The organism is Pseudomonas uvaldensis (assembly GCF_021271205.1).
Classification (GTDB): Bacteria; Pseudomonadota; Gammaproteobacteria; order Pseudomonadales; family Pseudomonadaceae; genus Aquipseudomonas; species Aquipseudomonas uvaldensis.
Map to the genome: position 1 here is coordinate 319,497 of NZ_JAIWKS010000003.1, position 22,145 is coordinate 341,641.

The 22,145-nt window shown below is 57.2% G+C and carries 23 protein-coding genes and 1 tRNA gene; 14 read left to right on the plus strand and 10 right to left on the minus strand.

What is annotated here, in order from left to right; genetic code table 11:
• Positions 1 to 24 precede the first annotated feature (24 nt).
• A complete protein-coding gene (locus LCU97_RS07900; RefSeq protein WP_232776072.1) occupies positions 25 to 753 on the plus strand; it encodes a class I SAM-dependent methyltransferase in 729 nt (242 codons plus the stop codon).
• A 395-nt stretch (positions 754 to 1,148) separates the two neighbouring features.
• Here LCU97_RS07900 and LCU97_RS07905 read toward each other — a convergent pair whose 3' ends face one another.
• From LCU97_RS07905 to LCU97_RS07925, 5 genes are all read right to left on the minus strand, one after another.
• Entirely contained in the window at positions 1,149 to 1,403 is a 255-nt protein-coding gene (locus LCU97_RS07905; protein WP_232776073.1) for a colicin E3-like toxin immunity protein, read from the minus strand.
• Between the two features lie 7 nt (positions 1,404 to 1,410).
• On the minus strand, positions 1,411 to 2,637 hold the full coding sequence (locus tag LCU97_RS07910; RefSeq protein WP_232776074.1) for a colicin E3/pyocin S6 family cytotoxin: 1,227 nt from the start codon (positions 2,635 to 2,637) through the stop codon (positions 1,411 to 1,413).
• A gap of 142 nt (positions 2,638 to 2,779) precedes the next feature.
• Positions 2,780 to 3,046, minus strand: a complete 267-nt coding sequence (locus LCU97_RS07915) for a Rho-binding antiterminator (RefSeq protein WP_232776075.1) — start codon at positions 3,044 to 3,046, stop codon at positions 2,780 to 2,782.
• Positions 3,047 to 3,168: 122 nt separating this feature from the next.
• Positions 3,169 to 4,056, minus strand: coding sequence for a dihydrodipicolinate synthase family protein (locus LCU97_RS07920; protein ID WP_053152478.1), 888 nt, complete (start codon positions 4,054 to 4,056; stop codon positions 3,169 to 3,171).
• 19 nt (positions 4,057 to 4,075) lie between these two features.
• Entirely contained in the window at positions 4,076 to 4,858 is a 783-nt protein-coding gene (locus tag LCU97_RS07925; RefSeq protein ID WP_053152480.1) for an aldolase, read from the minus strand.
• Between the two features lie 150 nt (positions 4,859 to 5,008).
• Here LCU97_RS07925 and LCU97_RS07930 point away from each other — a divergent pair, with 150 nt between their 5' ends.
• Together LCU97_RS07930 and LCU97_RS07935 are read left to right on the plus strand one after the other, a co-directional pair.
• Positions 5,009 to 5,575, plus strand: coding sequence for a helix-turn-helix domain-containing protein (locus LCU97_RS07930; RefSeq protein ID WP_232776076.1), 567 nt, complete (start codon positions 5,009 to 5,011; stop codon positions 5,573 to 5,575).
• Positions 5,576 to 5,821: 246 nt separating this feature from the next.
• Positions 5,822 to 6,271, plus strand: coding sequence for a hypothetical protein (locus tag LCU97_RS07935; protein ID WP_232776077.1), 450 nt, complete (start codon positions 5,822 to 5,824; stop codon positions 6,269 to 6,271).
• 93 nt (positions 6,272 to 6,364) lie between these two features.
• Here the strand turns inward: LCU97_RS07935 and LCU97_RS07940 are convergent, their stop codons facing one another.
• Positions 6,365 to 7,138, minus strand: a complete 774-nt coding sequence (locus LCU97_RS07940) for a sulfite exporter TauE/SafE family protein (RefSeq protein WP_232776078.1) — start codon at positions 7,136 to 7,138, stop codon at positions 6,365 to 6,367.
• Between the two features lie 137 nt (positions 7,139 to 7,275).
• Between LCU97_RS07940 and LCU97_RS07945 the strand changes: the two genes are divergently transcribed.
• The gene (locus LCU97_RS07945; RefSeq protein ID WP_232776079.1) at positions 7,276 to 8,145 is read left to right on the plus strand and encodes a LysR family transcriptional regulator; all 870 of its coding nucleotides are present in this window, start codon (positions 7,276 to 7,278) and stop codon (positions 8,143 to 8,145) included.
• 674 nt (positions 8,146 to 8,819) lie between these two features.
• The gene (locus tag LCU97_RS07950; RefSeq protein ID WP_232776080.1) at positions 8,820 to 9,179 is read left to right on the plus strand and encodes a DUF6124 family protein; all 360 of its coding nucleotides are present in this window, start codon (positions 8,820 to 8,822) and stop codon (positions 9,177 to 9,179) included.
• 240 nt (positions 9,180 to 9,419) lie between these two features.
• Here LCU97_RS07950 and LCU97_RS07955 read toward each other — a convergent pair whose 3' ends face one another.
• Positions 9,420 to 10,772: a HEAT repeat domain-containing protein gene (locus LCU97_RS07955; RefSeq protein WP_232776081.1), complete on the minus strand. Its 1,353-nt coding sequence runs from the start codon at positions 10,770 to 10,772 to the stop codon at positions 9,420 to 9,422.
• Positions 10,773 to 11,347: 575 nt separating this feature from the next.
• On the opposite strand from LCU97_RS07955, the gene LCU97_RS07960 reads away from it, so the two are divergent.
• Positions 11,348 to 11,878, plus strand: coding sequence for an RICIN domain-containing protein (locus LCU97_RS07960; protein WP_172679628.1), 531 nt, complete (start codon positions 11,348 to 11,350; stop codon positions 11,876 to 11,878).
• A 278-nt stretch (positions 11,879 to 12,156) separates the two neighbouring features.
• Here LCU97_RS07960 and LCU97_RS07965 read toward each other — a convergent pair whose 3' ends face one another.
• Together LCU97_RS07965 and LCU97_RS07970 are read right to left on the minus strand one after the other, a co-directional pair.
• Complete coding sequence (locus LCU97_RS07965) at positions 12,157 to 12,480, minus strand: hypothetical protein (protein ID WP_053152509.1); 324 nt, start codon at positions 12,478 to 12,480, stop codon at positions 12,157 to 12,159.
• A gap of 319 nt (positions 12,481 to 12,799) precedes the next feature.
• Positions 12,800 to 12,884: transfer RNA gene (locus LCU97_RS07970), tRNA-Leu, on the minus strand.
• Between the two features lie 108 nt (positions 12,885 to 12,992).
• Between LCU97_RS07970 and queA the strand changes: the two genes are divergently transcribed.
• The 6 genes from queA to LCU97_RS08000 all read left to right on the plus strand — a co-directional run bounded on the left by queA (position 12,993) and on the right by LCU97_RS08000 (position 19,073).
• The gene (queA, locus tag LCU97_RS07975; protein ID WP_232776082.1) at positions 12,993 to 14,042 is read left to right on the plus strand and encodes a tRNA preQ1(34) S-adenosylmethionine ribosyltransferase-isomerase QueA; all 1,050 of its coding nucleotides are present in this window, start codon (positions 12,993 to 12,995) and stop codon (positions 14,040 to 14,042) included.
• Between the two features lie 14 nt (positions 14,043 to 14,056).
• On the plus strand, positions 14,057 to 15,172 hold the full coding sequence (gene tgt, locus LCU97_RS07980; RefSeq protein WP_172679633.1) for a tRNA guanosine(34) transglycosylase Tgt: 1,116 nt from the start codon (positions 14,057 to 14,059) through the stop codon (positions 15,170 to 15,172).
• Positions 15,173 to 15,215: 43 nt separating this feature from the next.
• A complete protein-coding gene (yajC, locus tag LCU97_RS07985) occupies positions 15,216 to 15,551 on the plus strand; it encodes a preprotein translocase subunit YajC (RefSeq protein ID WP_007956696.1) in 336 nt (111 codons plus the stop codon).
• 63 nt (positions 15,552 to 15,614) lie between these two features.
• Entirely contained in the window at positions 15,615 to 17,483 is a 1,869-nt protein-coding gene (gene secD, locus LCU97_RS07990; RefSeq protein WP_053152516.1) for a protein translocase subunit SecD, read from the plus strand.
• A 9-nt stretch (positions 17,484 to 17,492) separates the two neighbouring features.
• Complete coding sequence (secF, locus tag LCU97_RS07995) at positions 17,493 to 18,407, plus strand: protein translocase subunit SecF (RefSeq protein WP_053152518.1); 915 nt, start codon at positions 17,493 to 17,495, stop codon at positions 18,405 to 18,407.
• A gap of 117 nt (positions 18,408 to 18,524) precedes the next feature.
• Positions 18,525 to 19,073 carry a glycine zipper 2TM domain-containing protein gene (locus tag LCU97_RS08000; RefSeq protein WP_053152520.1) on the plus strand — a complete coding sequence of 183 codons (549 nt, stop codon included), beginning with the start codon at positions 18,525 to 18,527 and terminating at the stop codon, positions 19,071 to 19,073.
• Between the two features lie 308 nt (positions 19,074 to 19,381).
• Here LCU97_RS08000 and suhB read toward each other — a convergent pair whose 3' ends face one another.
• On the minus strand, positions 19,382 to 20,200 hold the full coding sequence (gene suhB / locus LCU97_RS08005) for a type III secretion system regulator SuhB (protein WP_041023393.1): 819 nt from the start codon (positions 20,198 to 20,200) through the stop codon (positions 19,382 to 19,384).
• Between the two features lie 145 nt (positions 20,201 to 20,345).
• On the opposite strand from suhB, the gene trmJ reads away from it, so the two are divergent.
• Both trmJ and cysE read left to right on the plus strand, forming a co-directional pair.
• Entirely contained in the window at positions 20,346 to 21,116 is a 771-nt protein-coding gene (gene trmJ / locus LCU97_RS08010) for a tRNA (cytosine(32)/uridine(32)-2'-O)-methyltransferase TrmJ (protein ID WP_053152523.1), read from the plus strand.
• A gap of 1 nt (position 21,117) precedes the next feature.
• A complete protein-coding gene (gene cysE, locus LCU97_RS08015; protein ID WP_232776083.1) occupies positions 21,118 to 21,894 on the plus strand; it encodes a serine O-acetyltransferase in 777 nt (258 codons plus the stop codon).
• Positions 21,895 to 22,145: the final 251 nt, after the last annotated feature.

Sequence of the window (22,145 nt, forward strand, 5' to 3'; positions counted from 1 at the left end):
GTCTGTCACGACTCAAGGTGCCCTATGCGCAATGAAGAACTCAAGACAGTGTTCGACCAGCAAGCTGTCAGCTACGACAAGCAATGGGAAGGGATGGCGCCGATTCGCGCCGCTCTCTATTTGCTGCTCGAATCTCAATTTATCGGTCTGCCGGAAGATGCCCGGATACTCTGCGTAGGCGTTGGCACAGGGGCGGAACTTGCCCATCTGGCAGAGCGCTTCCCAGGCTGGCATTTCACTGCTGTCGACCCCTCGGGCGCTATGCTTGACGTCTGTCGTCAGAAGGCCGTTCAAAATGGCTTTCTCGCACGCTGCCATTTTCACGAAGGCTACCTTGACACGCTCGTCGCCGAGGCCAGCTACGACGCTGCTACCTGCTTGCTGGTATCCCAATTTTTGTTAGATGGAGGCGCTCGCACCACGTTCTTTCACGAGATTGCCCGCCGCCTTAAACCTCATGGAATATTGGCGAACGCTGACCTTGCCTCTGATACCGAATCGCCTGCCTATGAGGTGCTGTTACGCAGTTGGCTGACGCTGATGTCCTCCGATGGTCTTCGGCCAGAAGGGCTGGAGCGAGCGCGCACTGCCTACGCCAGGAACGTTGCGATCCTGCCTGCGCAACAGGTCGCGGGTCTTATAAAGGCCGCCGGGTTTGACGCCCCTGTGCAGTTCTTTCAAGCGGGGTTAATGCATGGATGGTTCTGTACGCGGCAGGCCGATCTGAAGCGCCGTCCAAGCGGCTTGTGCTAGCCAGTTGGGCCAGCCAGGCAACACAGCAAGGGCAAATCAATGTACAGCTGCTCTTTTCGAAGGCGGAAGATTTTGCAAGGTGTTCAACGAGGCCTATCCGCCGTCCTGACGACGAACGCACGCCGGCGCTTATTGAAAGGGGACGGCAGGCAGTTCTCCCGCAGGGCTGCGTAGCAGCCCCCAAACCGCCCAACTCAGTTCATCGTAAAGGGATCATGACTCGCTGCTAACTAATTGCTACTGGTCCGGAAAAGCAACAAGTTGCGAGGAAGCTCGAATGTCAATGCAGAGCGTTGTTAATATGAGGTGCAATTGTCGCGTCAGCGGTGTCCTTTATTTTTATTTGTGTCCGTGGGGCAGAAGCAGATTGGTTTATTTTTGGCTGCTCTCTGCGGCTACCAATTGTCTCGATAATCGAAGGACACCTGATAGTAGTAGGTGGGCCAATTAATTGGGTGTTCAAAGTAAGGTTGAAGAATTTTTATCCATTCTTGTGGGACATTAAAACCTCCGTTATTTATGTTGTTTTCGAGTGGGATTCCTAGGGCTTCAATAACAGCACCGTCCTCGCCCAAATCTTTTGAATACTCTTCCCCTTCGTAGGATTCGGTTTGCTTGCTAAACCATTCGAGTCTTAGTTTGAGTCCCATTTAATTCTCACAGATATTTTTTGATATTACGGTTTTTTTGGGGGACGTCTGTCTGCTCACCAGTAATATGGTCGAATGCCCCTAAATGGCTTCCGTCACTTGAACGATAGGCTTCCAATTCGCCATGTAAAGAATCCCATTCATAGATTGTTCTGCCTTTAGCATCAAGCCAGCGATGCCGTAGGCCTCCACCGCCTCGCACGGGTGTCTTTTTTATGCCTGTTTTCAATCCAGGGAAGCCAGTGATTTCGTGGGTTTTCGGAGCAGGATGATAGTCGTGGCCGGTTTCGGCCAAGCCCTTTCGACGAACACTCAAAACCACATAAACCGGCCGAACCCCCGAATCCGCCGGAAACACCAGAATGAAATCCCTGTACTCCGGCGGATAAATCGGGTCGACAATGATGCTGTCAGCCATCGGTGTCGGCGGGTAGATCCAAATAGCCGGTGCCTGGGGGGCTGCCTCCAGAGCCGGGATGCCAAGGGTGTCGGACGGATCGGTAGCCGGCGTCCAGATCAGTTCGACGCCATCGCCCAGGTCAGCGACGAACTGGTCGGCTCGTGGGGTGAACTGGACAACGTCGACCATTTCCCAGTCGCGATTGTGCCCCGTATAGAAACCATAACCCTTGAGACTGCCATCGGCTTGCTGTTCGATGCTCAGGCGCATGCGGCTGCGGGCTTGCTTGAGGTTTCTCAGCTGGTCTTCGCTATAGAGCGCGCTGTCGCCCAGGCTGGAGGGCCAGAGCAAAGCAACGATGCCGGTCAGTAGCGCTGCGCCGACGGTGCCGCCAGCACTAGCCGCCGTAGAAGCTGCCGAACCGCCCAGCGCGAGCCTGCCCAACGTAGCCGGAACCGCACCCGCGCCGATCTGCTTGAGGGGCACCGTGCCGGATGGGTCGGCGCTCCGGCCGCCGAGCCACATCAGGTCGCCGTACTGTTTGACCAGGTCTGCCGGGACGTAGCCGTTGGGGTTGCTGTAATCGATGATGCCGTTGGGGAGCGTGCAGCTCTTGGCAAACACGCTTCCGGTTACGCTGGATAACGGCTTGTTATCCGCTGTGGCCCACCGCGCCTGTACGTAAGCGGCCTGTCGGGCAAGCATGGCTTCATAAGCCCGCTGTCGGGTTTCGCGCTCGGCCAGTTCGGTGGCGGTCATGTCCCGGTAGGTGACGTAGTGCCCGTCACCGCCGGGCGGGTTTCGGACTTGGGGGATGTCTTGTTTGCGTGTCACGACGTGGTGCGTCTCGTCCGATAAAAGGCAGGACAGACGCTAACGCGGGAGCTATGGAGGGAGATGTAGGAGGTTTCTGTGAGTGATGGGGCTGTTTTCCTCAATGCAGGTAAGGACGGCGGGTAAAGACCTGATGCAGCCCTCAGCCATTCGCCAGCACCACACGGCCAAACCTGGCGTTCTTGTCCTGCGGTGTAATCGCCAACAACTGATCGAGGCGGATCTCCAGGCGACCATCAGCGGTTTCGACTTCGAGAAATTCCTCTCGCGTCGGCGAGGTGCGCGTGGTGATCGCACGGGCTGTCAACCGCTGGCCGTCAGTCAGTTCGATGTCCAGCGCATAGCCGTACAGGCAGGCAATCTCCAGATAATCATGCAGATCACAATCCAAGGGTATGTAGGTACGCATCTCATGCCTCGCAACGTTGCAGTGCGGGAATAACGTAGCCCTGCCAAGCGTAGCCTTCGACGGTCCCGCACAGGTGGCGCCCATGGGCGCCACCTGTGCGGTCGCAAGGACTGCCCGCAGGATCAGAGCAGTTCTTTCAACATTGTCTGCAGTTGGGCGTTGCGCGCTTCATCAAGCGGGAACACCGGCAGGCGCGGGTGGCCGACTTCCAGGCCGAGGTTGCGCAAACCGGCCTTGATGGTGGCGGGCAAGCCGCCCTTGAGGATGAAGTCCAGCAGCGGCAACTGACGATAGAACAATGTCCGGGCCTGGGTCAGGTCGTTGGCGAGAACGGCGGCGTACAGGTCGAGGTTGAGCTGCGGGATCAGGTTCGGCGCGGCGGTGCACCAGCCCTTTGCCCCGGCGGCGAAGGCTTCCAGCGCCAGAGGGTTGCAACCGTTGTAGAACGGCACCTGGCCTTCGCCCAGTAACTGCAGCTTGTGCATACGCTGGATGTCGCCGGTGCTCTCCTTGACCATGGTGACGTTATCCACCGCGTTGAAAATCCGCAGGATCAGCTCCACCGACATGTCGATGCCGCTGGTGGCGGGGTTGTTGTAGAGCATGATGGGCAAGTCGATGCTGGCGCCGATGGCCTGGTAGTGCGCGAGGATTTCCGCCTCGCTCAGTTTCCAGTAAGAGGCCGGCAGCACCATCACCACATCGGCGCCCTTCGCCTGGGCAAAGCGTGCGCGGCGTACCGCCTTGGCGGTGGTCAGGTCAGACACGCTGACCACGGTCGGCACCCGGCCGGCGACGCGAGCGATGCTGAACTCGCTGACCTGGTCCCACTCGGCGTCGCTCAGGTAGGCGCCTTCGCCGGTGCTGCCCAGGGGCGCGATGGCATGCACGCCGCTGTCGATCAGACGGTCGATGGACCGGCCCAGTGCGTCCAGGTCCAAGCCCTGGCCGTCGGTGGAGAAGGGCGTGATGGTGTAGCCGATGATGCCGTGGATGTTGGGGGTAGACATGGCTTCGCTCCTGGTGGGTTCAGTTCAAGCAATCGGCGTGTTGACGCAGGGTCTGCCGGGCGTAGTAGTTGAAGGCGGCCGCGTGGCGCTTGGGGCGGGCGATCCAGTCGTGGGCTTCGCGGCCCAGGTGAGGCAGGATCGGTTTCACCTCGCCGGCGGCCATCGCCAGCAATTGCAGCTTCGCGGCGCGTTCGATCAGTTGGGCGATGTTGCAGGCCTCTTCCACGGTGGCACCGGTGGACAACTGGCCGTGGTGGGAAAGCAGGATGGCGCGCTTGTCACCCAAGGCACCGGCGATCAATTCGCCTTCCTCGTTACCCACCGGTACCCCCGGCCAGCCCTCCAGGAACGCGCAGTCGTCGTACAGCGGGCAGAGGTCCATGTGGGAAATCTGCAGCGGCACCTCCAGCATCGACAGCGCAGCGATGTGGGTCGGGTGGGTGTGGATGATGCAATTCACATCCGGCCGGGCGCGGTAGACCCAAGTGTGAAAGCGGTTGGCCGGGTTGGGCATGCCATGGCCTTCCAACACTTCGAGGTCTTCATTGACCAGTAACAGGTTGCCGGCGGTGATCTCATCGAAGCCCAGGCCCAATTGCTGGGTGTAGTAAGTGCCCGGTTGCGGCCCACGCGCGGTAATCTGCCCCGCCAGCCCTGAGTCGTGGCCGTTCTCGAACAGGATGCGGCAGGTCAGGGCCAGCTTTTGTCGTACAGTCCACGTATTATCCGGCAGTGTTTTCTGCATCTGGTTAACAGCATGCTGGACCAACTGGTCCTTGGGCGTCGCCAGTGTCTTGCTCATACCCGTTCTCCTGATTCGTTCTTTGACCGTTCTTGATCCGCGTCATGGAAGCTGTGAAAGGAAGGTGCTAATGACACAAAAAATACTATATGACACAAAGTGTCATTTGCAACCTTTGATTGTCCGTTTCTCTGGAAATGTTGGTTACCTATGTCCATTCGCTTGAAATTGCTCAGGAAAAAACTCGGCATGACACTCGACGTCCTGGCCGAAAAAACCGGGATGACCAAGAGCTACCTGTCCAAGGTGGAACGGGGCTTGAGCACGCCCTCCATCGCCACGGCGCTCAAACTCGCCAAGGCCCTGAGCGTGAAAGTCGAGGAGCTGTTCTCCGAAGAAACCGTCTCCCTCGACAGCTACAGCCTGGTGCGCAGCGAAGACCGCCAATCCCTCGCAGCGAGCAGCGGCAGCTCCGAATACGCGGTATTGGCCCACCAAGTGTCCGAGCGCAGCCTGCTGCCCTTCATCCTCTACCCGGCCGCCGAATTCACCGCCCATCACGCGTTCAAGGAACACACCGGAGAGGAGTTCCTGTTCGTGCACGAGGGCCAGGTGGAAGTGGACTTCATGAATGAGCGGGTGCTGCTGAACCGCGGTGATGCGCTGCATTTCAATGCGCAGAAACCCCATCGCCTGCGTTCGGTGGGGGATGTTCAGGCGCAGTTGTTGGTGGTGGTGCACAGCGATGAATCGGCGGAGAAGGGCGAGGAGGCGTAGAGGTGTGTCGCTGCGCCGATGTGGGCCAGGCCTGGAATAACCAACTCACCACCGATGAGCCGCCCGGCGCGGGCGGCCTTCGAGAAACGATGCAGTTATTGCGGTTTTACAGATTACTCATGATCAACCAATCAAAATGGTCTTACGACCTGTAACTTCCTACAGTAGTCGCTCATTTTTTGAATGTTTATATTTCTAGCCTAGTTCAATCGAAGATCATCGATTGGTTACGTTGAGGATTAAATCATGACAACCGACAAAAATAAATCAGAGCGCAACCCAGGTGCTCGCATGGTAGGAACGTTTACCATTGCTACGCCATCCCCTATAACTTTTACAGAGGTCAATGCGGTATTGTTCAACAGTGATGGCAACAATACCAGTGGCGGCTTGTTGCAGGGAAATTTAAAAGCCTGGAACCTGAAGAACAACGATGAAGCCGTGATCGTCTTAGGCTTCTCCGCAGCACGGGCCGGCGCCGGTAACCCACAAACGTTCCAATATCCAAGCGATTTCCACGAGCCATACGTGAGATGGGTCCATATTGACCAAGAGGGTAAGCGTCATTCAGCCGATACCGGGACGATTACTGTAGAGTTTGGCAATAACTTCGCCTTCTTCAGAGGGACATTCTCCTTTGTTGATACGGAAGGGCAAGCTGTTACGGGGGAGTTTGATATTGGTTATGTCAGATAGTGTAATAAGCGCCGTAATAAGGCTTAAGGCTAATGCCGTTTAGCTAAGCCGCAAACCTGTAGGCAAAGCTTGCTCGCGATTGGGGCGGGTCAGTCACGCAGGCAAAAAAATAGTCATCCCCATTCGACCTATCAGGAAAAAAAGCAGCACCAGGAAGAAGACTCTTATAAAGCCACTTCCGTAACGCAGTGCCAGAAAAACACCGGCGAGAGAACCCGCCATATTACAAAGAGCAACCACGCCTCCAACAGTCCATAACACATTGCCTGTCGGAACAAAAAACATAAGCGCTGCGCTAAACGTCCCCAAATTAACCAGCTTTGCCGATGCTGATGCATTTAAAAAGTCGAAGCCGAAAAATTTAACGAAAATAAAGAGCAGAAGACTACCGCTGCCAGGGCCAAAGACACCATCATAAAATCCGATCAGACCGCCAAAAAAGATCCCCCATCCAATCTCCTTTGGTCCGCAGGGTTTGTTGGAAGCCACCAACCCCAACTTTTTCTCCTTGAAGGTATAAACAGCCATTACTATCAGGATAAAAAAGACAACAAATTCCATCAGCTTCTTGGGCGCAATAGATACAGCGACGGCCCCAAGGAAAGCAAAGACAAACGCTGAGCACATGGTGGGAAGCATCAGCTTCCATACGATGGTTATTCTCCTCAAGTAGCTGAATATGGAACTCGCATTGCCCGCCAGGACAGCCAGTTTATTGGTGCCGAAAACAGTGGCCAGACTTTGCTGGGGCAGGGCATGTAAAAGTGCTGGCACTTGTACAAGCCCGCCACCGCCTACTGCTGCATCTATCAAGCCGCCGCAAAAGGCAAAAAGACCTAGCGCGATCAGAGCTTGGTTAAAGTCCATCCAGGTCTCCTTCCGTAATTTGTTTGAATGCCCAATTAAACCTCTCGAGTCACTCGGAGGCTTGAAATTAACGGGTTGGAATACTCACGACAAGTAACTTATACTCGTCAAATCATTCACTTTGAGTGAGCAATGCCATGGAACTCTCCCAGCTAACGATGTTCAAGACAGTGGCCGATCAAGGCAGCATTGTCCGCGCTGCTGAACGGTTGCACTGCGTTCCGTCAAATATCACAAACCGAATAAAACTTTTAGAAAGAGAGTTGGGCGTCTTATTGTTTATAAGGCAGGGTAGGGGGCTCGTCATCAGTCCTGCGGGCAGGCTGTTTCTCGACTACACGAATAGAATATTATCTTTATGCCAGGAGTCGCAAAGAGCTCTCGATCCTGCTGCAGCGCCGTCGGGAATTTTGAAGATTGGCGCTATTGAGTCGTCCGCTACAGGTCGATTGCCAAAGTTGTTGTTAAAGTACCATCATCTTTATCCTCTTGTGCAAATGCAGTTCAGTACCGGCGATTGGTCGCAGTTATTAGGCGATGTGCTGAGTCATAAACTGGATGGGGCAATCATCGCTGTCAGACCTGAGCATCCAGATGTTGCAAACGTTGAGATTTACAAGGAGGAGCTTGTATTAATTGCCTCTACAACGGCGGGGCGAATAAGTGAACCGCAGGATTTAAGTGGCATGGACATATTCATGTGGCCAGAAGGATGTCCTTACAGGGGAGCGCTAGAAAGTTGGTTGAGGAAGCATGATGTGTCGAGCCCCATAACCAACATAGCCAGCTATGGCACCATTCTTGGCTGCGTTAGCTCCGGTGCAGGAGTCTCGTTAGTTCCGAGAGGGATATTCGAACAGTTCAAGAGCATCGGAAGCATCAGTGGATATGTGTTTGACGATTTGATTCCTATACCAAATTATTTTATGTGGAACAAAAATGTTGAGGTCTATCGTGCGAAAGATAAGTTTGTCGAGCTGCTGATAGAAGAGTTTAAAAAAGTGTGATGGGACTTTTACAAAGCGGTTTTTCCATCAGGCTTTGCCGCTCCTATATCGATGGTGGCTTTACAGGGCGCCTTCGGAGACGCCGGGCTTCTTAAACTCACTGGTCGACGATGCAATATACCTTTTCAATCAGCTTGGCGCCTTCGGCACGGTCGATCTACTGGGTGCGCTGCGCGTTCAGAGTCTCGCCTATTTCCCAGGGAAAACCCTATGCTTTGAACTTGAGCTTCAGCAGATGAGCAAGTCTGCCAACTGAACGTTGCTCTTCAGAAGGCCCGCAAATCATCGCTACGCCTGTCGAAGAGAAAGCCGTGTCAGAATTGGCTGACGTCCGTGGTGCGATCAGATCCTTCCTCTAACGCTCAGCCGACATCGCCTTGCGCCGTTGCCTACAACTACGCCAGAATCCGCCGGCTTGTGCGCCTGGGGTGGCGTCGGTAGTTTGAGTCCTGTCACTGCTCATCAGTGATCGGGTTTAGTCGCCCGTCGTAGCTAAGTCGCTTCAAGCGTCCATCAGTCAGGTATCCCCCATCCCTGCACTCGATGGTGGCTGTGCGCAGGGCGCCCTTGGGCGCGCCGATTTCTTAGCTCGTCGGTCGACTAACCTGCGTACAGCTGCCTCCCATCGTTTAGTCGCGAGCGGGTCGTAGCCTCAACCAGAGAGAGCTAAGACCATGGTCAAAATTACACCCAACCCCCCAGTTACGGACGAACATGTCTCCCGCGCCCAGACTGCGCGCAACAAGAAAATCGACGACGCTGCTACGCGAGCGTTGGATTTCTATCTGAATCCCAAGCCTGACAAAGAATCGTCCGACAATCCCAACACCATCTTCCGCGTTGCTTCTGATGTAGATTCTGAATGCCTGCTTGCCAGCCTCAGCGAGAACCTGGCTTCGGCCAATGCCATGATCAGTGATCTGGCGTTCGATCTCGATGGATCGCGAAGGCATGTGGCGTTGGGGATTCAGCAGGTGATTGAGTTGAGTGAGCTGATGGCGAATCGGGCGTTGGATATTGTTGAGGTGAGGTAGCGGGCCAGAAAAAGGGGAACGGATTTATTTTCGGAAAAATATCCGTCCCCCTTTTTCGCTCCCTTTTTCGGAAAATTCGCGAGCCTCTTCTACCTGATATCTTGGCCTATTTCCCTGGGTGTGGCCGATGGCAAGGCCAGAAGACATTGTCTCCTTCGGAAGGCAACGAAGGAACAGGTCCATTTCAGCATGCCCGTGGCGAACGGATTCATCGAGGGTCCATAAAAATTCGGGTACTAGCTAAACAACGCGACCAACGCTATTACCATCGATAAGGCTCTGGGCAGCCAGTTTCTGTAGTCTTTCTACAATCACCGTTCGCTCGATTTTGGGCGTTACCGGATCGACCATTTGATACTGACGATCACACCATATTTTTAATTGTCGAAGCCAAAAAGCCTGGATTGCTGGCTCGGTATCCAGCCTGTCCAACAGATACGCCGCTTGCTGCCATAAAGGACGCAATTGGAGCAGTGCGTTTCGGCGCATCACTGAAAGTTCATGCCAGCTCCGATCCAGTTGGGTATCTAACCCAAGCTTCACCAAAGCCCATGGCAGCGTTTTGAGCCGATCGATGGCTGCGGAAAAAACCGAGTCCAATGGATCATCGAGTGCTTTGAACAATTCGGGCAGCTGATCATCGGACACCACGCTAATGGCGGCGCGTCTCACCGTGGGATAACGAGAGCACAGTGCTTCTTTCAGCCACTGCGGATCCAGCTCAACGCCGAGCTCTTTCGCAAGTCCAAGCACGCCGAGCCAATCTCGCTTCTTGCAGGGTAGATCCTGCTCCAGTCGGTCGGCAAGGACCGCATGCGCATCAACACCACTGCTTGGCGCCGCCCAGCGCGCCAGGCTACGGATCGAGGCGGATGCATCAAGCAACGCCTCACGCAGCACAGGGCGAGGCTCGTCAAGCAAAGGGAGCAATGCACGCAACACCCAGACGCGAAATTTTGCACCGGGTTGAGACAGGGCTTCGAGCAGCAACTGCCGAGCCTGAATATTGGGTAGCTTTTGGCAGGTGGACACTGCCAGCAATCGCACGGTCACCTCACGGTGGGCAAGGGCGCTGCGCAGCAGCTCCTCAGGATTCGGATCGCTGTCCAGCAAAAGCTCAAACAAATAGCGGGCAGCTTTACCGTGCCTCGTCAGAAAATTCGCGTAGACCTCATCCCGTACCGCGGCCAACTGCAAAACAGCGCGTGTGGACTTAAGAGTTCTGCCGTGGTCGGCCCGCTGACGTACGGCCAGGGCGATTAGCTGCTCCGTCGCGAATAGCAATGCCTGGACGTGAGCAGGGGACAGGTAATGCTCCAGACCAACCGTGGCGAGATCCCGAATCTGCGGCACCCAGTCATTCAACCGGTCTATCAACGCCACCAGCGCTTCAGGAGATGGCCGGGCACACAGCTCCCTAACCGCAATCTCGCGAACGAAACCGTTGGGATGGCGGCTCAGTTCAATCCAACTATTGTGGGTCCCTGCACCGGCGAGCGCTTCCAGCGCCTCGTTTCGACGATGGTCGGCCCAAATGGACGCGGGCGCCTGCTTGTTCCTCAACTTATCCAACCAGAATTGCAGCGTGCTCACGTTTCAGTCCTTTGTATGCATTGGTGCGTGGCTGCTTTTATACCTCAGCCGGGAGGGTTCGCGTCTATGGAAGGAGTGATTGTTGAAGGGAGACAGCGCCTGCGTACCGTCTAACCACTGCAATCCAACCCCGCCGATACTAGCTAGAACCCAATTCGCGCTTACCTCTTGCCACCTCGTATTACCGCGGCTGCTAAACCCGAAGAGATCAACCCGCAGAACTTCAAGCCAGAAAAGAACTGGAAGCTGATCTACACCCGTGCCGACAAGATGCACCGGCTGCGCTACGGCAGACACGCGATGACAATCGCTAGCGCCAACTGCGTGACTTGATCAAACGATCCTAAACCTTGACGTGCCCTGCCCGGACGCGACTCTATAGAATCAAATATGGGCATGATAGGTGTCAGTCAAGATACTAGTTGCATTTAAAGTACGATCCTTATTTGGAAAGAGTCTATAAAACTGTCATTCCTGACAGTTGGCGGAATTGCAAGTTCGTTTAGTTTATGGTTGTCGGGGTTTTGCTGTGCTTTGCTGCGCTTTTATTGGTTGTTTATATAAGGAGAGTGATCATGCGTGAAATTCCCTCTAGTGATCTCAGGGCGCTTGAGCAAAAGCTCAAGGAATATAAAGACATAATAACCGTTGATGAGGGTTTCTATAAAATCTATACGGCAATAAATAATACGAGTATTGTTGATATCTCTCCGATAGAAGGGGAAGCTTTTGTTTTTAATGTAAGATTGAATAGGGATAACAATGAGCGCGAATCCATTTGGAATATTGTACCTATCAAGGGGAGTGGGTATTTATATAGTATATTCAACGATAGAGATGATTCTCTCCGGCTCGGAGTGGTTCCTGGCAGTCCACAAAACCCTTTTGAGAATGTTGTAGCGGAACTCGCCGGTGCGGATAGTCTTTTGCATATTTGGTATTTTGCCGATGCAGGTGACGACGTAGTTTACATTGTTAATGCTCATTATGGTGATGAGATGCTGGATGTGCAGGATGGTAGTGTTGTAGATGGTACTAATATTATAATTTCTCCACCCTATCATGGGGGGCAGAGGTTTAGGCTTAAAAAAATGCATGCCATTTAGAGTCATTGTTGGATTTTTTCGTGGCTGGTTCTGGTGGCTCAAGTAAGGCTTATAGAAGGAACGAATCTGGAGGCGTGCACAGTCCCGTAGCACACAGGGTCCGAGGTGATTGGGCTGCAGCCCGAGGACTATCGCATATGGACCTTGAACTTGGAGAAGCTTGAAGGAGTGGTAATGTCTTTTTGTTTTCTCGAGCGAGGGCGGGACCAGCCTTTGAAATCCGATAAAACAAACGATGTACAGATCAAGATAGGCTTCAGCGCCCACTTAGTGTTTGCTCATTGAATGTCCTTCAGATAGTGCTTAAGTGCAGTGAGGGGTGTATCCAATTGCTCCATCGGTTGTTCGGCGCTGAGGTCTGCGGCCAAGCGTCGCAGCTCCCGTCCCAGTACCCCGTCCCCAATGGCTTCCAACGCCAGATTCAGGCAATGCTCCACTTTGCCCTGGATAGCAGCAACGTCCCCCTTGCGCACCAACAACCCAAACACCTCCCGATCATAATTCGCCATCAGGTGGTCATCCCGTAAAATCGGGCTGTGCCCCTCTGTCTCATAAGCCAGCTTCAGCGAGTAAAGAGCGACCGTTTCCAGTAGCAATTCCATGGGGTGAAGTCCTTTGTCAGCGGGTGAGGAGGGGCGGTGGATCAACTGGGCGTCGCAAGGCGGAGCATTGGTGGGGGGCGTGACATTTTTGTAAGTGCTTTGCGCTCAAGCGGGAGCAAGCTCCCTCGCCACGGGTTCCTACTGGCCACAGATTCATCCTTGCCGCGGGTTTGGTAATTGGGGCCGCTTCGCGACCCAGCGGGGATAAACCCCCTCGCCAAAAAGGGATCAGGATTGGCTGAGATCTGCTTGGGTCATGGCCAATCACTTTCCTGCAGACGAAAAAAAAGACCTTGAATTTCAAGGTCTTTCTTTAAGATGGTGCCCCGAGGGAGACTCGAACTCCCACTCCTTTCGAAAACGGATTTTGAATCCGCCGCGTCTACCAATTCCGCCATCAGGGCTCAATGGCGGCGAAGTATAGAGAGGTGACTACCGTTGGTCAATCACGTTTCATGGTCAATTTTTGATATTTCCGCTAGACTTTCCGGCCCTGCTAGACGAACCCCATCATGCGTGTTGCTGACTTTACCTTCGAACTCCCGGATTCGCTGATCGCTCGCCACCCTCTGGCGGAGCGTCGCGCCAGTCGACTGTTGACCCTGGACGGGGTTAGCGGTGCCATGGCTCACCGTCAATTCACTGATTTGCTTGAGCATTTGCGCCCGGGCGATTTGATGGTGTTCAACAATACCCGGGTCATTCCGGCGCGGTTGTTTGGCCAGAAGGCCTCCGGCGGCAAGCTGGAGATTCTGGTGGAGCGGGTGCTGGACAGTCATCGTGTGCTGGCCCATGTGCGCTCCAGCAAGTCGCCCAAGCCGGGTTCGTCGATTTTGATCGACGGCGGCGGCGAGGCGGTGATGGTGGCGCGGCATGATGCGTTGTTCGAGCTGGAATTCGCCGAAGAGGTGTTGCCGCTGCTCGACCGTGTCGGGCACATGCCGTTGCCTCCTTATATAGACCGTCCCGATGAAGGCTCGGACCGCGAGCGTTATCAGACCGTGTACGCCGAGCGCCTGGGGGCGGTGGCGGCGCCGACGGCGGGCTTGCATTTCGATCAGCCGTTGCTGGAGGCGATTGCCGCCAAGGGCGTGGAGACCACGTTCGTGACGCTGCACGTCGGCGCCGGGACGTTCCAGCCGGTGCGGGTCGAGCGCATCGAAGACCACCACATGCACAGCGAATGGCTGGAAGTGAGCCAGGAAGTGGTCGATGCGGTAGCGGCCTGTCGCGCTCGCGGTGGGCGGGTGGTGGCGGTGGGGACCACCAGCGTGCGTTCCCTGGAAAGCGCCGCCCGTGACGGCGTGCTCAAGCCGTTCAGTGGCGACACCGACATTTTCATTTACCCGGGCCGGCCGTTTCATGTGGTCGATGCCTTGGTCACCAACTTTCATTTGCCCGAATCCACGCTGTTGATGCTGGTTTCGGCGTTCGCCGGTTATCCCGAAGCCATGGCCGCCTACAAGGCCGCCGTCGAGCATGGATACCGCTTTTTCAGCTACGGTGATGCGATGTTCATCACCCGTAACCCCGCGCCACGCGGACCCGAGGAAACAGTATGAGTCGCACCTGTCGCATGTCCTTCGAGTTGCTCGCCACCGATGGCAAGGCTCGTCGCGGTCGTCTGACCTTCCCGCGCGGTACGGTGGAAACCCCCGCGTTCATGCCGGTGGGCACCTACGGCACGGTCAAGGGCATGCTGCCACGGGACATCGAGGCGATTGGCGCGGAGATCATCCTGGGCAACACCTTTCACCTGTGGCTGCGTCCGGGCATGGAAGTGATCAAGGCCCACGGCGACCTGCACGATTTCATGCAGTGGAAAGGCCCGATTCTGACCGACTCCGGCGGCTTCCAGGTGTTCAGCCTGGGCGCCATGCGCAAGATCAAGGAGGAGGGCGTGACCTTCGCTTCTCCGGTGGACGGTTCCAAGGTATTCATGGGCCCGGAAGAGTCGATGCAGGTGCAGCGCGACCTGGGCTCGGACATCGTGATGATCTTCGACGAATGCACGCCGTACCCGGCCGATGAAGACGTGGCGCGGGTGTCCATGGAGCTGTCGTTGCGCTGGGCCCAGCGCTCGAAGAACGCCCATGGCGACAACACGGCGGCACTGTTCGGCATCGTCCAGGGCGGTATGCACCAGGACCTGCGCATGCGCTCCCTCGAAGGCCTGGACAAGATCGGCTTCGACGGCCTGGCCATCGGCGGCCTGTCGGTGGGCGAGCCCAAGCACGAGATGATCAAGGTGCTGGATTACCTGCCGGGCCAGATGCCGGCTGACAAACCTCGTTACCTTATGGGCGTTGGCAAACCGGAAGATCTGGTTGAGGGTGTGCGCCGCGGGGTGGACATGTTCGATTGCGTGATGCCAACCCGTAATGCTCGCAATGGGCATCTGTTCGTCGACACGGGCGTGCTGAAGATCCGTAACGCGTTCCATCGCCATGATGATTCGCCGCTGGATCCGACCTGCGATTGCTACACGTGCAAGAACTTCTCCCGCGCTTATCTGCATCATTTGGACAAGTGCGGCGAAATGCTCGGTAGCATGTTGAATACGATCCACAATTTGCGCCATTACCAGGTGCTGATGGCTGGTTTGCGCGAGGCTATTCAACAGGGTACATTGGCCGCCTTCGTCGAGGCCTTCTATGCCAAGCGCGGGTTGCCTGTTCCGCCCTTGGACTGAGTTTTCCGATCCTAAGATTCAATACTTGCAACTGGAGTGCTAAATGAGCTTTTTTATCTCTAACGCCATGGCTGATGCCGCTGCCCCTGCAGCTGCGCCTATGGGTGGCGGTTTCGAGTGGATTTTCCTGGTCGGCTTCCTGGTGATCTTCTACCTGATGATCTGGCGTCCACAGGCCAAGCGCGCCAAAGAGCAGAAGAACCTGCTCAGCAGCCTGCAGAAAGGCGATGAAGTGGTGACCACCGGTGGTATCGCCGGCAAGATCACCAAAGTGGCTGATGACTTCGTGGTACTGGAAGTGTCCGACACTGTTGAAATGAAGTTCCAGAAGGGCGCCATCGCGGCCACGCTGCCAAAAGGCACGCTGAAAGCGATCTAAGTAACAACTTCTCTTCAATCGACGGGGCGCGCAAGGCGCCCCGCGTCATAAGCGGGCGGCGTGATGCTGAACAAATACCCTCTGTGGAAATACGTACTGATCCTGGCGGTGCTGGTGGTCGGTGTGATTTATTCCGCTCCCAACCTCTACCCGGATGACCCGGCCATTCAGGTCAGTGGCGCCAGCACGGCGTTGCAGGTCACCCAGGCGGATCTGGACCGTGCGAGCGCGGCGCTCAAGGCGTCCAATATCGAGGTCAAGGCTGCCTCCATTGCCGAAAACGGCAAGGGCGGCCTGTTGCGTCTGGTCAAGGCTGAAGACCAGCTGCCGGCCAAGGACGTGGTGCGCAAGGCGTTGGGCGACGAATACGTCGTGGCCCTGAACCTGGCCCAGACCACCCCGCAATGGCTGCGCAAACTCGGCGCGCATCCGATGAAGCTGGGCCTGGACTTGTCCGGTGGTGTGCACTTCCTGCTGGAAGTGGACATGGACAAGGCCCTCGACGCCCGGATGAAAGTCTACGAAGGCGACGTCAAGAGTCTGTTGCGCAAAGAGCGCGTGCGCTATCGCAGCCTGCCGGCGTTCAACGGTGCCATTCAGCTGGGCTTCAGCGATGAAGATACCCGCGAGCAGGCCCGTGCACTGATCCGCAAAAGCTTCAATGATTTCGACATCGTACCGGCCGACCTCAATGGTCAGGCGGTGCTGCGTCTGGCGATGACCCCGGCCAAGCTGGCGGAAATCCGCGAATACTCCATCAAGCAGAACCTGACCACGGTCCGTAACCGGGTCAACGAGCTGGGTGTGGCCGAACCGATCGTGCAGCGCCAGGGCGCCAACCGCATCGTCGTCGAGCTGCCCGGCGTGCAGGACACCGCCGAAGCCAAGCGTATCCTCGGCAAGACCGCCAACCTGGAATTCCGCCTCGCGGCCGAACCGGGTGCGTCCAAGGCCACTTCCGAAAGTTTCGAGTTCCGCGAGGGCAATCGCCCGGCGGCGCAGATCGAGCGCAGCCTGATCATCACCGGCGACCAGGTCACCGACGCCCAGGCGAGTTTCGACGAGCAGGGTCGCCCACAGGTGAACATCCACCTCGACGGCCACGGCGGCGAACTGATGAGCCGCGCCACGCGCAGCAACGTCGGTCGCAGCATGGCGGTGATCTTCATCGAGCAGAAGCCGACCACCACCTACACCAAGCAGGTGGTCAACGGTGTCGAGAAAGACGTCGCGGTGCAAGCGTTCAAGGAAGAGAAGAAGATCATCAGCCTGGCGACCATCCAGTCGCCGCTGGGCAGCCAGTTCCGCATCACCGGCCTGAACGGCCAGGGCGAGTCCTCGGAACTGGCCCTGCTGCTGCGTGCCGGTGGCCTGGCCGCGCCGATGTACTTCGCTGAAGAGCGCACCATCGGCCCAAGCCTGGGTGCCGACAACATCACCAAGGGTATCGATGCTTCGCTGTGGGGCATGCTGTTCGTGTCGCTGTTCATCATCGCCATCTACCGCTTCTTCGGCCTCATCGCCACCGTCGCGCTGGCGGTAAACATGGTGATGCTGCTGGCGCTGATGTCGCTGCTGGGCGCCACGCTGACCCTGCCGGGTATCGCCGGTATCGTATTGACCATGGGTATGGCGGTGGACGCCAACGTGCTGATCTTCTCGCGGATACGTGAAGAGATCGCCGCGGGCATGTCGATCCAGCGGGCAATCAACGAAGGCTTCGGCCGGGCATTCACTGCGATTCTCGACTCCAACCTGACCACCTTGCTGGTCGGCGGGATTCTCTTTGCCATGGGCACCGGCCCGGTAAAAGGCTTCGCAGTAACCATGTCCCTCGGGATCTTTACCTCGATGTTCACAGCCATCATGGTGACCCGCGCAATGGTCAACCTGATCTTTGGCGGTCGTGACTTCAAGAAGTTGTGGATTTAAGGGGCTGCCATGTTACGTACAATCAACTTCATGGGCGTCCGCAACATTGCGTTCGGCGTCACATTGTTTCTCACCGTGCTGGCGTTGTTCAGCTGGGCCACCAAGGGCCTGAACTACGGCCTGGACTTTACCGGCGGTACGCTCATCGAGCTGACCTACGAGCGTCCGGCCGATGTCACCAAAGTGCGCGAGCAGCTGGCGACATCGGGCTACGGTGAAGCGGTCGTCCAGAGCTTTGGTGCCACCACCGACCTGTTGGTGCGTATGCCGGGTGAAGACCCGCAGCTGGGCCATCAGGTTGCCGAGGCCTTGCAGAAGGCGGGCGGCGACAACCCGGCCCAGGTCAAGCGTGTCGAGTTCGTCGGTCCGCAGGTCGGTGAAGAGCTGCGCGACCAGGGCGGCCTCGGCATGCTGATGGCGCTGGGCGGTGTGCTGCTCTATCTGGCCTTTCGCTTCCAGTGGAAGTTCGCGGTGGGTGCGATTGTCTCGCTGATCCACGACGTGATCGTGACCGTAGGCATCCTGTCGTTCTTCCAGATCACCTTCGACCTGACGGTGCTGGCGGCGGTGTTGGCGATCATCGGTTACTCGCTCAACGACACCATCGTCGTGTTCGACCGGGTGCGTGAAAACTTCCGTGTGCTGCGCAAGGCCTCGCTGATCGAGAACATCAACATCTCGACCACCCAGACCCTGTTGCGGACCATGGCGACTTCGATCTCCACGTTGCTGGCAATTGCGGCGCTGCTGTTCTTTGGCGGCGACAACCTGTTCGGTTTCTCCATCGCCCTGTTCATTGGTGTGATGGCAGGTACTTATTCGTCGATCTACATCGCCAACGTGGTGCTGATCTGGCTGAACCTGAGCACCGAGGACCTGATTCCTCCCGCGGCCACCGAAACGGAGGTGGACGACCGCCCATAGGGCCTGTCGCCCCGTCCGTCACCGCTTGGAAGGCGCGAGTTGAACTCGCGCCTTTTTTTATGCTCCAAGGCTGGGAGAAGCGCGGATTATTCCGCTTGTGATGGCCTGGAGGTTCAAGTGAACAAATCGATGCTGGTTGGTGCGGTATTGGGTGCTGTCGGTGTAACTGCCGGTGGTGCGGTCGCCACCTACAGCTTGGTGAAAAGTGGTCCTGAGTACGCGCAAGTATTGGCCGTGGAGCCGGTCAAAACCCAGATCAAGACCCCGCGTGAAGTGTGCAAGGATGTTACCGTGACCCGTCAGAGACCGGTCCAGGATCAACACCAGATCGCCGGCACCGTACTGGGCGCCGTGGCGGGTGGCCTGTTGGGTAACCAGATCGGCGGCGGCACCGGCAAGAAAATCGCCACCGTGGCAGGTGCGGCCGGTGGTGGTTATGCCGGTAACAAGATTCAGGAAGGCATGCAGGAGCGCGACACCTACACAACTACCCAGACGCGCTGCAACACCGTCAATGACATCAGCGACAAGGTGGTCGGCTACGACGTTCGCTACATGCTCGATGGCAAGGAAGGCAAAGTCCGCATGGACCGCGACCCGGGCAACCAGATCCCGGTGAACAAGGAAGGCCAACTGATCCTGGGGCAGAACGAACCAGCCCAGTGATCCAACCGCTACAAAAAGCACCCTTCGGGGTGCTTTTTTTATGCCCGGATTCCAGGGACCATCACTCAACCCTGTGGGAGCGGGCTTGCTCGCGAATGCGGACTGGCATTCAAACCAGACATCGACTGACCCACCGCTTTCGCGAGCAAGCCCGCTCCCACACTGGATCTTCAGTGAACTCAAATTTCATGTCCGGCACACGCCCCTTGTGGGAGCGAGCAGGCTCGCTCCCACAAGGATCGGGTTCATCCACAGAATCACAGGCACAAAAAAAGCACCCCGAAAGGTGCTTTTTCATAGCCCGTCGCTTAGCGCTTCAGCGAGTGCGGCAAGTGCGGCTGGATGGCCGTCAGCACAGCCTTGAAGCATTTGGTGTTGCCAGCAACGATATGGCCTTTTTCAAGGAAATCGTGGCCGCCGGTGAAGTCGCTCACCAGGCCGCCCGCTTCCTGAATCAGCAGGGCGCCTGCCGCCATGTCCCACTCGGACAGGCCCGATTCCCAGAACGCATCGAAACGGCCCGCAGCCACATAAGCCAGGTCCAGGCTCGCGGCACCTGCGCGGCGGATGCCGGCGGTCTGGCCGACCAGGGCGCGGAACATGCCCAGGTAGTTGTCCAGGTTGTCCATCTGGTCGTCACGGAACGGGAAACCGGTACCCAGCAGGGCGCCGTCCAGGCTGGTGCGGCCGCTGACGCGCAGGCGGCGACCGTTCAACTGGGCGCCACGGCCACGGCTGGCGGTGAATTCTTCCTGGCGAACCGGGTCCAGCACGACAGCGTGTTCCAGGCGGCCACGGTATTTGCAGGCGATGCTGACAGCGAAGTGAGGGATGCCGCGCAGGAAGTTGGTGGTGCCGTCCAGTGGATCGATGATCCACAGGTACTCTTCACCCTCGATACCGGTACCGGCGTGCATGCCGGTCTCTTCACCCATGATCGAGTGGTTCGGGTAAGCCTTGCGCAGGGCGTCGACGATTTTCTGTTCGGCGGCGCGATCCACCTCGGACACGTAGTCCTTGGCGTCTTTTTCATCGACCTTGATGGTATCCAGGCGCTCGATGGAGCGGAAGATCAGTTCACTGGCGCTGCGGGCGGCGCGCAGCGCGATATTCAGCATTGGCTGCATGGATGTGTCACCTAAGGTTGTTAAAGAAAGCCGGGCATTCTATCAGAAAGTTTTATCAGGAGAAGGTTGGCGTTCGCTTTCATAGCTTAACGGTAGGTGCTTATGTAAGATTTGCTCCCCTTTATCGTGTTCGAGAGCGCCTCCCTTGTTGCAGAACATTCGTGTCGTCCTGGTCAATACCAGCCATCCGGGTAACATCGGCGGGGCTGCGCGGGCCATGAAGAACATGGGCCTGTCGCGCCTGGTGCTGGTCGAGCCAAGGGTGTTTCCCCATCACGAAGCCGACGCCCGGGCCTCCGGCGCCGGTGACATCCTGGCCAATGCGCAGGTCGTCGCCACCCTGGAAGACGCTCTGGTGGGTTGTAACCTGGTGCTCGGTACCAGCGCCCGTGATCGCCGCATTCCCTGGCCACTGCTCGACCCCCGCGAATGCGGCACGAAAGTGGTCGAAGAGGCCGCGCAAGGCTTTGAAATCGCCCTGGTGTTCGGCCGTGAAGACTCCGGCCTGACCAACGAAGAGCTGCACCGATGTCACTTTCACGTGCATATCCCTTCCGACCCCGGTTTCAGTTCGCTGAACCTCGGGGCGGCGGTGCAGGTGTTGAGCTACGAAGTGCGCATGGCCTGGCTGGCGGCCGAAGGCAAGCCCAGCAAGGTCGAAAAAACCGAGGTGACGTCGCCGCGCAGTGAGACACTGGCGACCATGGATGAACTGGAGCGATTCTATGAGCACCTGGAACAGACCCTGGTGGACATCGAATTCCTCGACCCGGACAAGCCTCGGCACTTGATGGCACGCCTGCGTCGGTTGTACGGACGAAGCTCGGTCAGCCGGGCGGAGATGAATATATTGCGCGGCATCCTCACGGAAACCCAGAAAGCGGCCCGTGGCGAGCTGATTAAGCGGAAGGAATAAAATGTTCGATCGTTTGCGTGAAGATATCCAAAGCGTTTTCCATCGTGACCCGGCGGCGCGCAACGCCTTTGAAGTGCTGACCTGCTACCCGGGAATGCACGCGATCTGGATCCACCGCCTGTCCGGCGCGTTGTGGAACATGGGCTGGAAGTGGCTGGCGCGGCTGGTCTCGAACTTCGGTCGCTGGCTCACCGGCATCGAGATTCATCCGGGCGCCAAGGTCGGTCGCCGGTTCTTCATCGACCACGGCATGGGCATCGTCATTGGCGAGACCGCCGAGATCGGCGACGACGTGACGCTATACCAGGGTGTCACCCTGGGCGGCACCAGCTGGAACAAGGGCAAGCGTCACCCGACGCTGGAAGATGGCGTGGTGGTGGGTGCGGGCGCCAAGGTGCTCGGGCCGTTCACGGTGGGCGCGGGGGCGAAAGTCGGCTCCAATGCCGTGGTCACCAAGGCCGTGCCGCCTGGCGCGACCGTGGTCGGTATCCCGGGGCGGATCATCGTCAAGTCCGACGAGGAGCAGGACGCCCGCCGCAAAGCCATGGCCGAGAAGATCGGCTTCGATGCCTACGGCGTCGGCGAAGATATGCCCGACCCGGTCGCTCGGGCCATCAATCAGTTGCTCGATCACCTGCAAGCCGTTGACGGGCGCCTGGAGGGGATGTGCGGCGCCCTGAAGGAGCTGGGGAGTAACTATTGTGCCAAGGACCTGCCTGAACTGCGCGAGGAAGACTTCGCGTGTGTGAAGGATAAGGATGAAACCCAGGCCAGCTGAAACCCGACTGGCCTCATCGCGAGCAGGCTCACTCCCACAGGGATCGCACGAACGCCCACGATCCCATGTGGGAGCGAGCCTGCTCGCGATTAAACGATGACGCGGTATCGCTGGTCCTGCCCGCCAAGCCTTTGCTATCATGCGCCCGCTCTTTCGCGGGTAAACCCGAGTAACCCACTAGGTCTTATACTTGACTTAAATACTCGGGAATTGCATACTCGCCCCCATTCCGAACTCCGTGGTAATTGTCC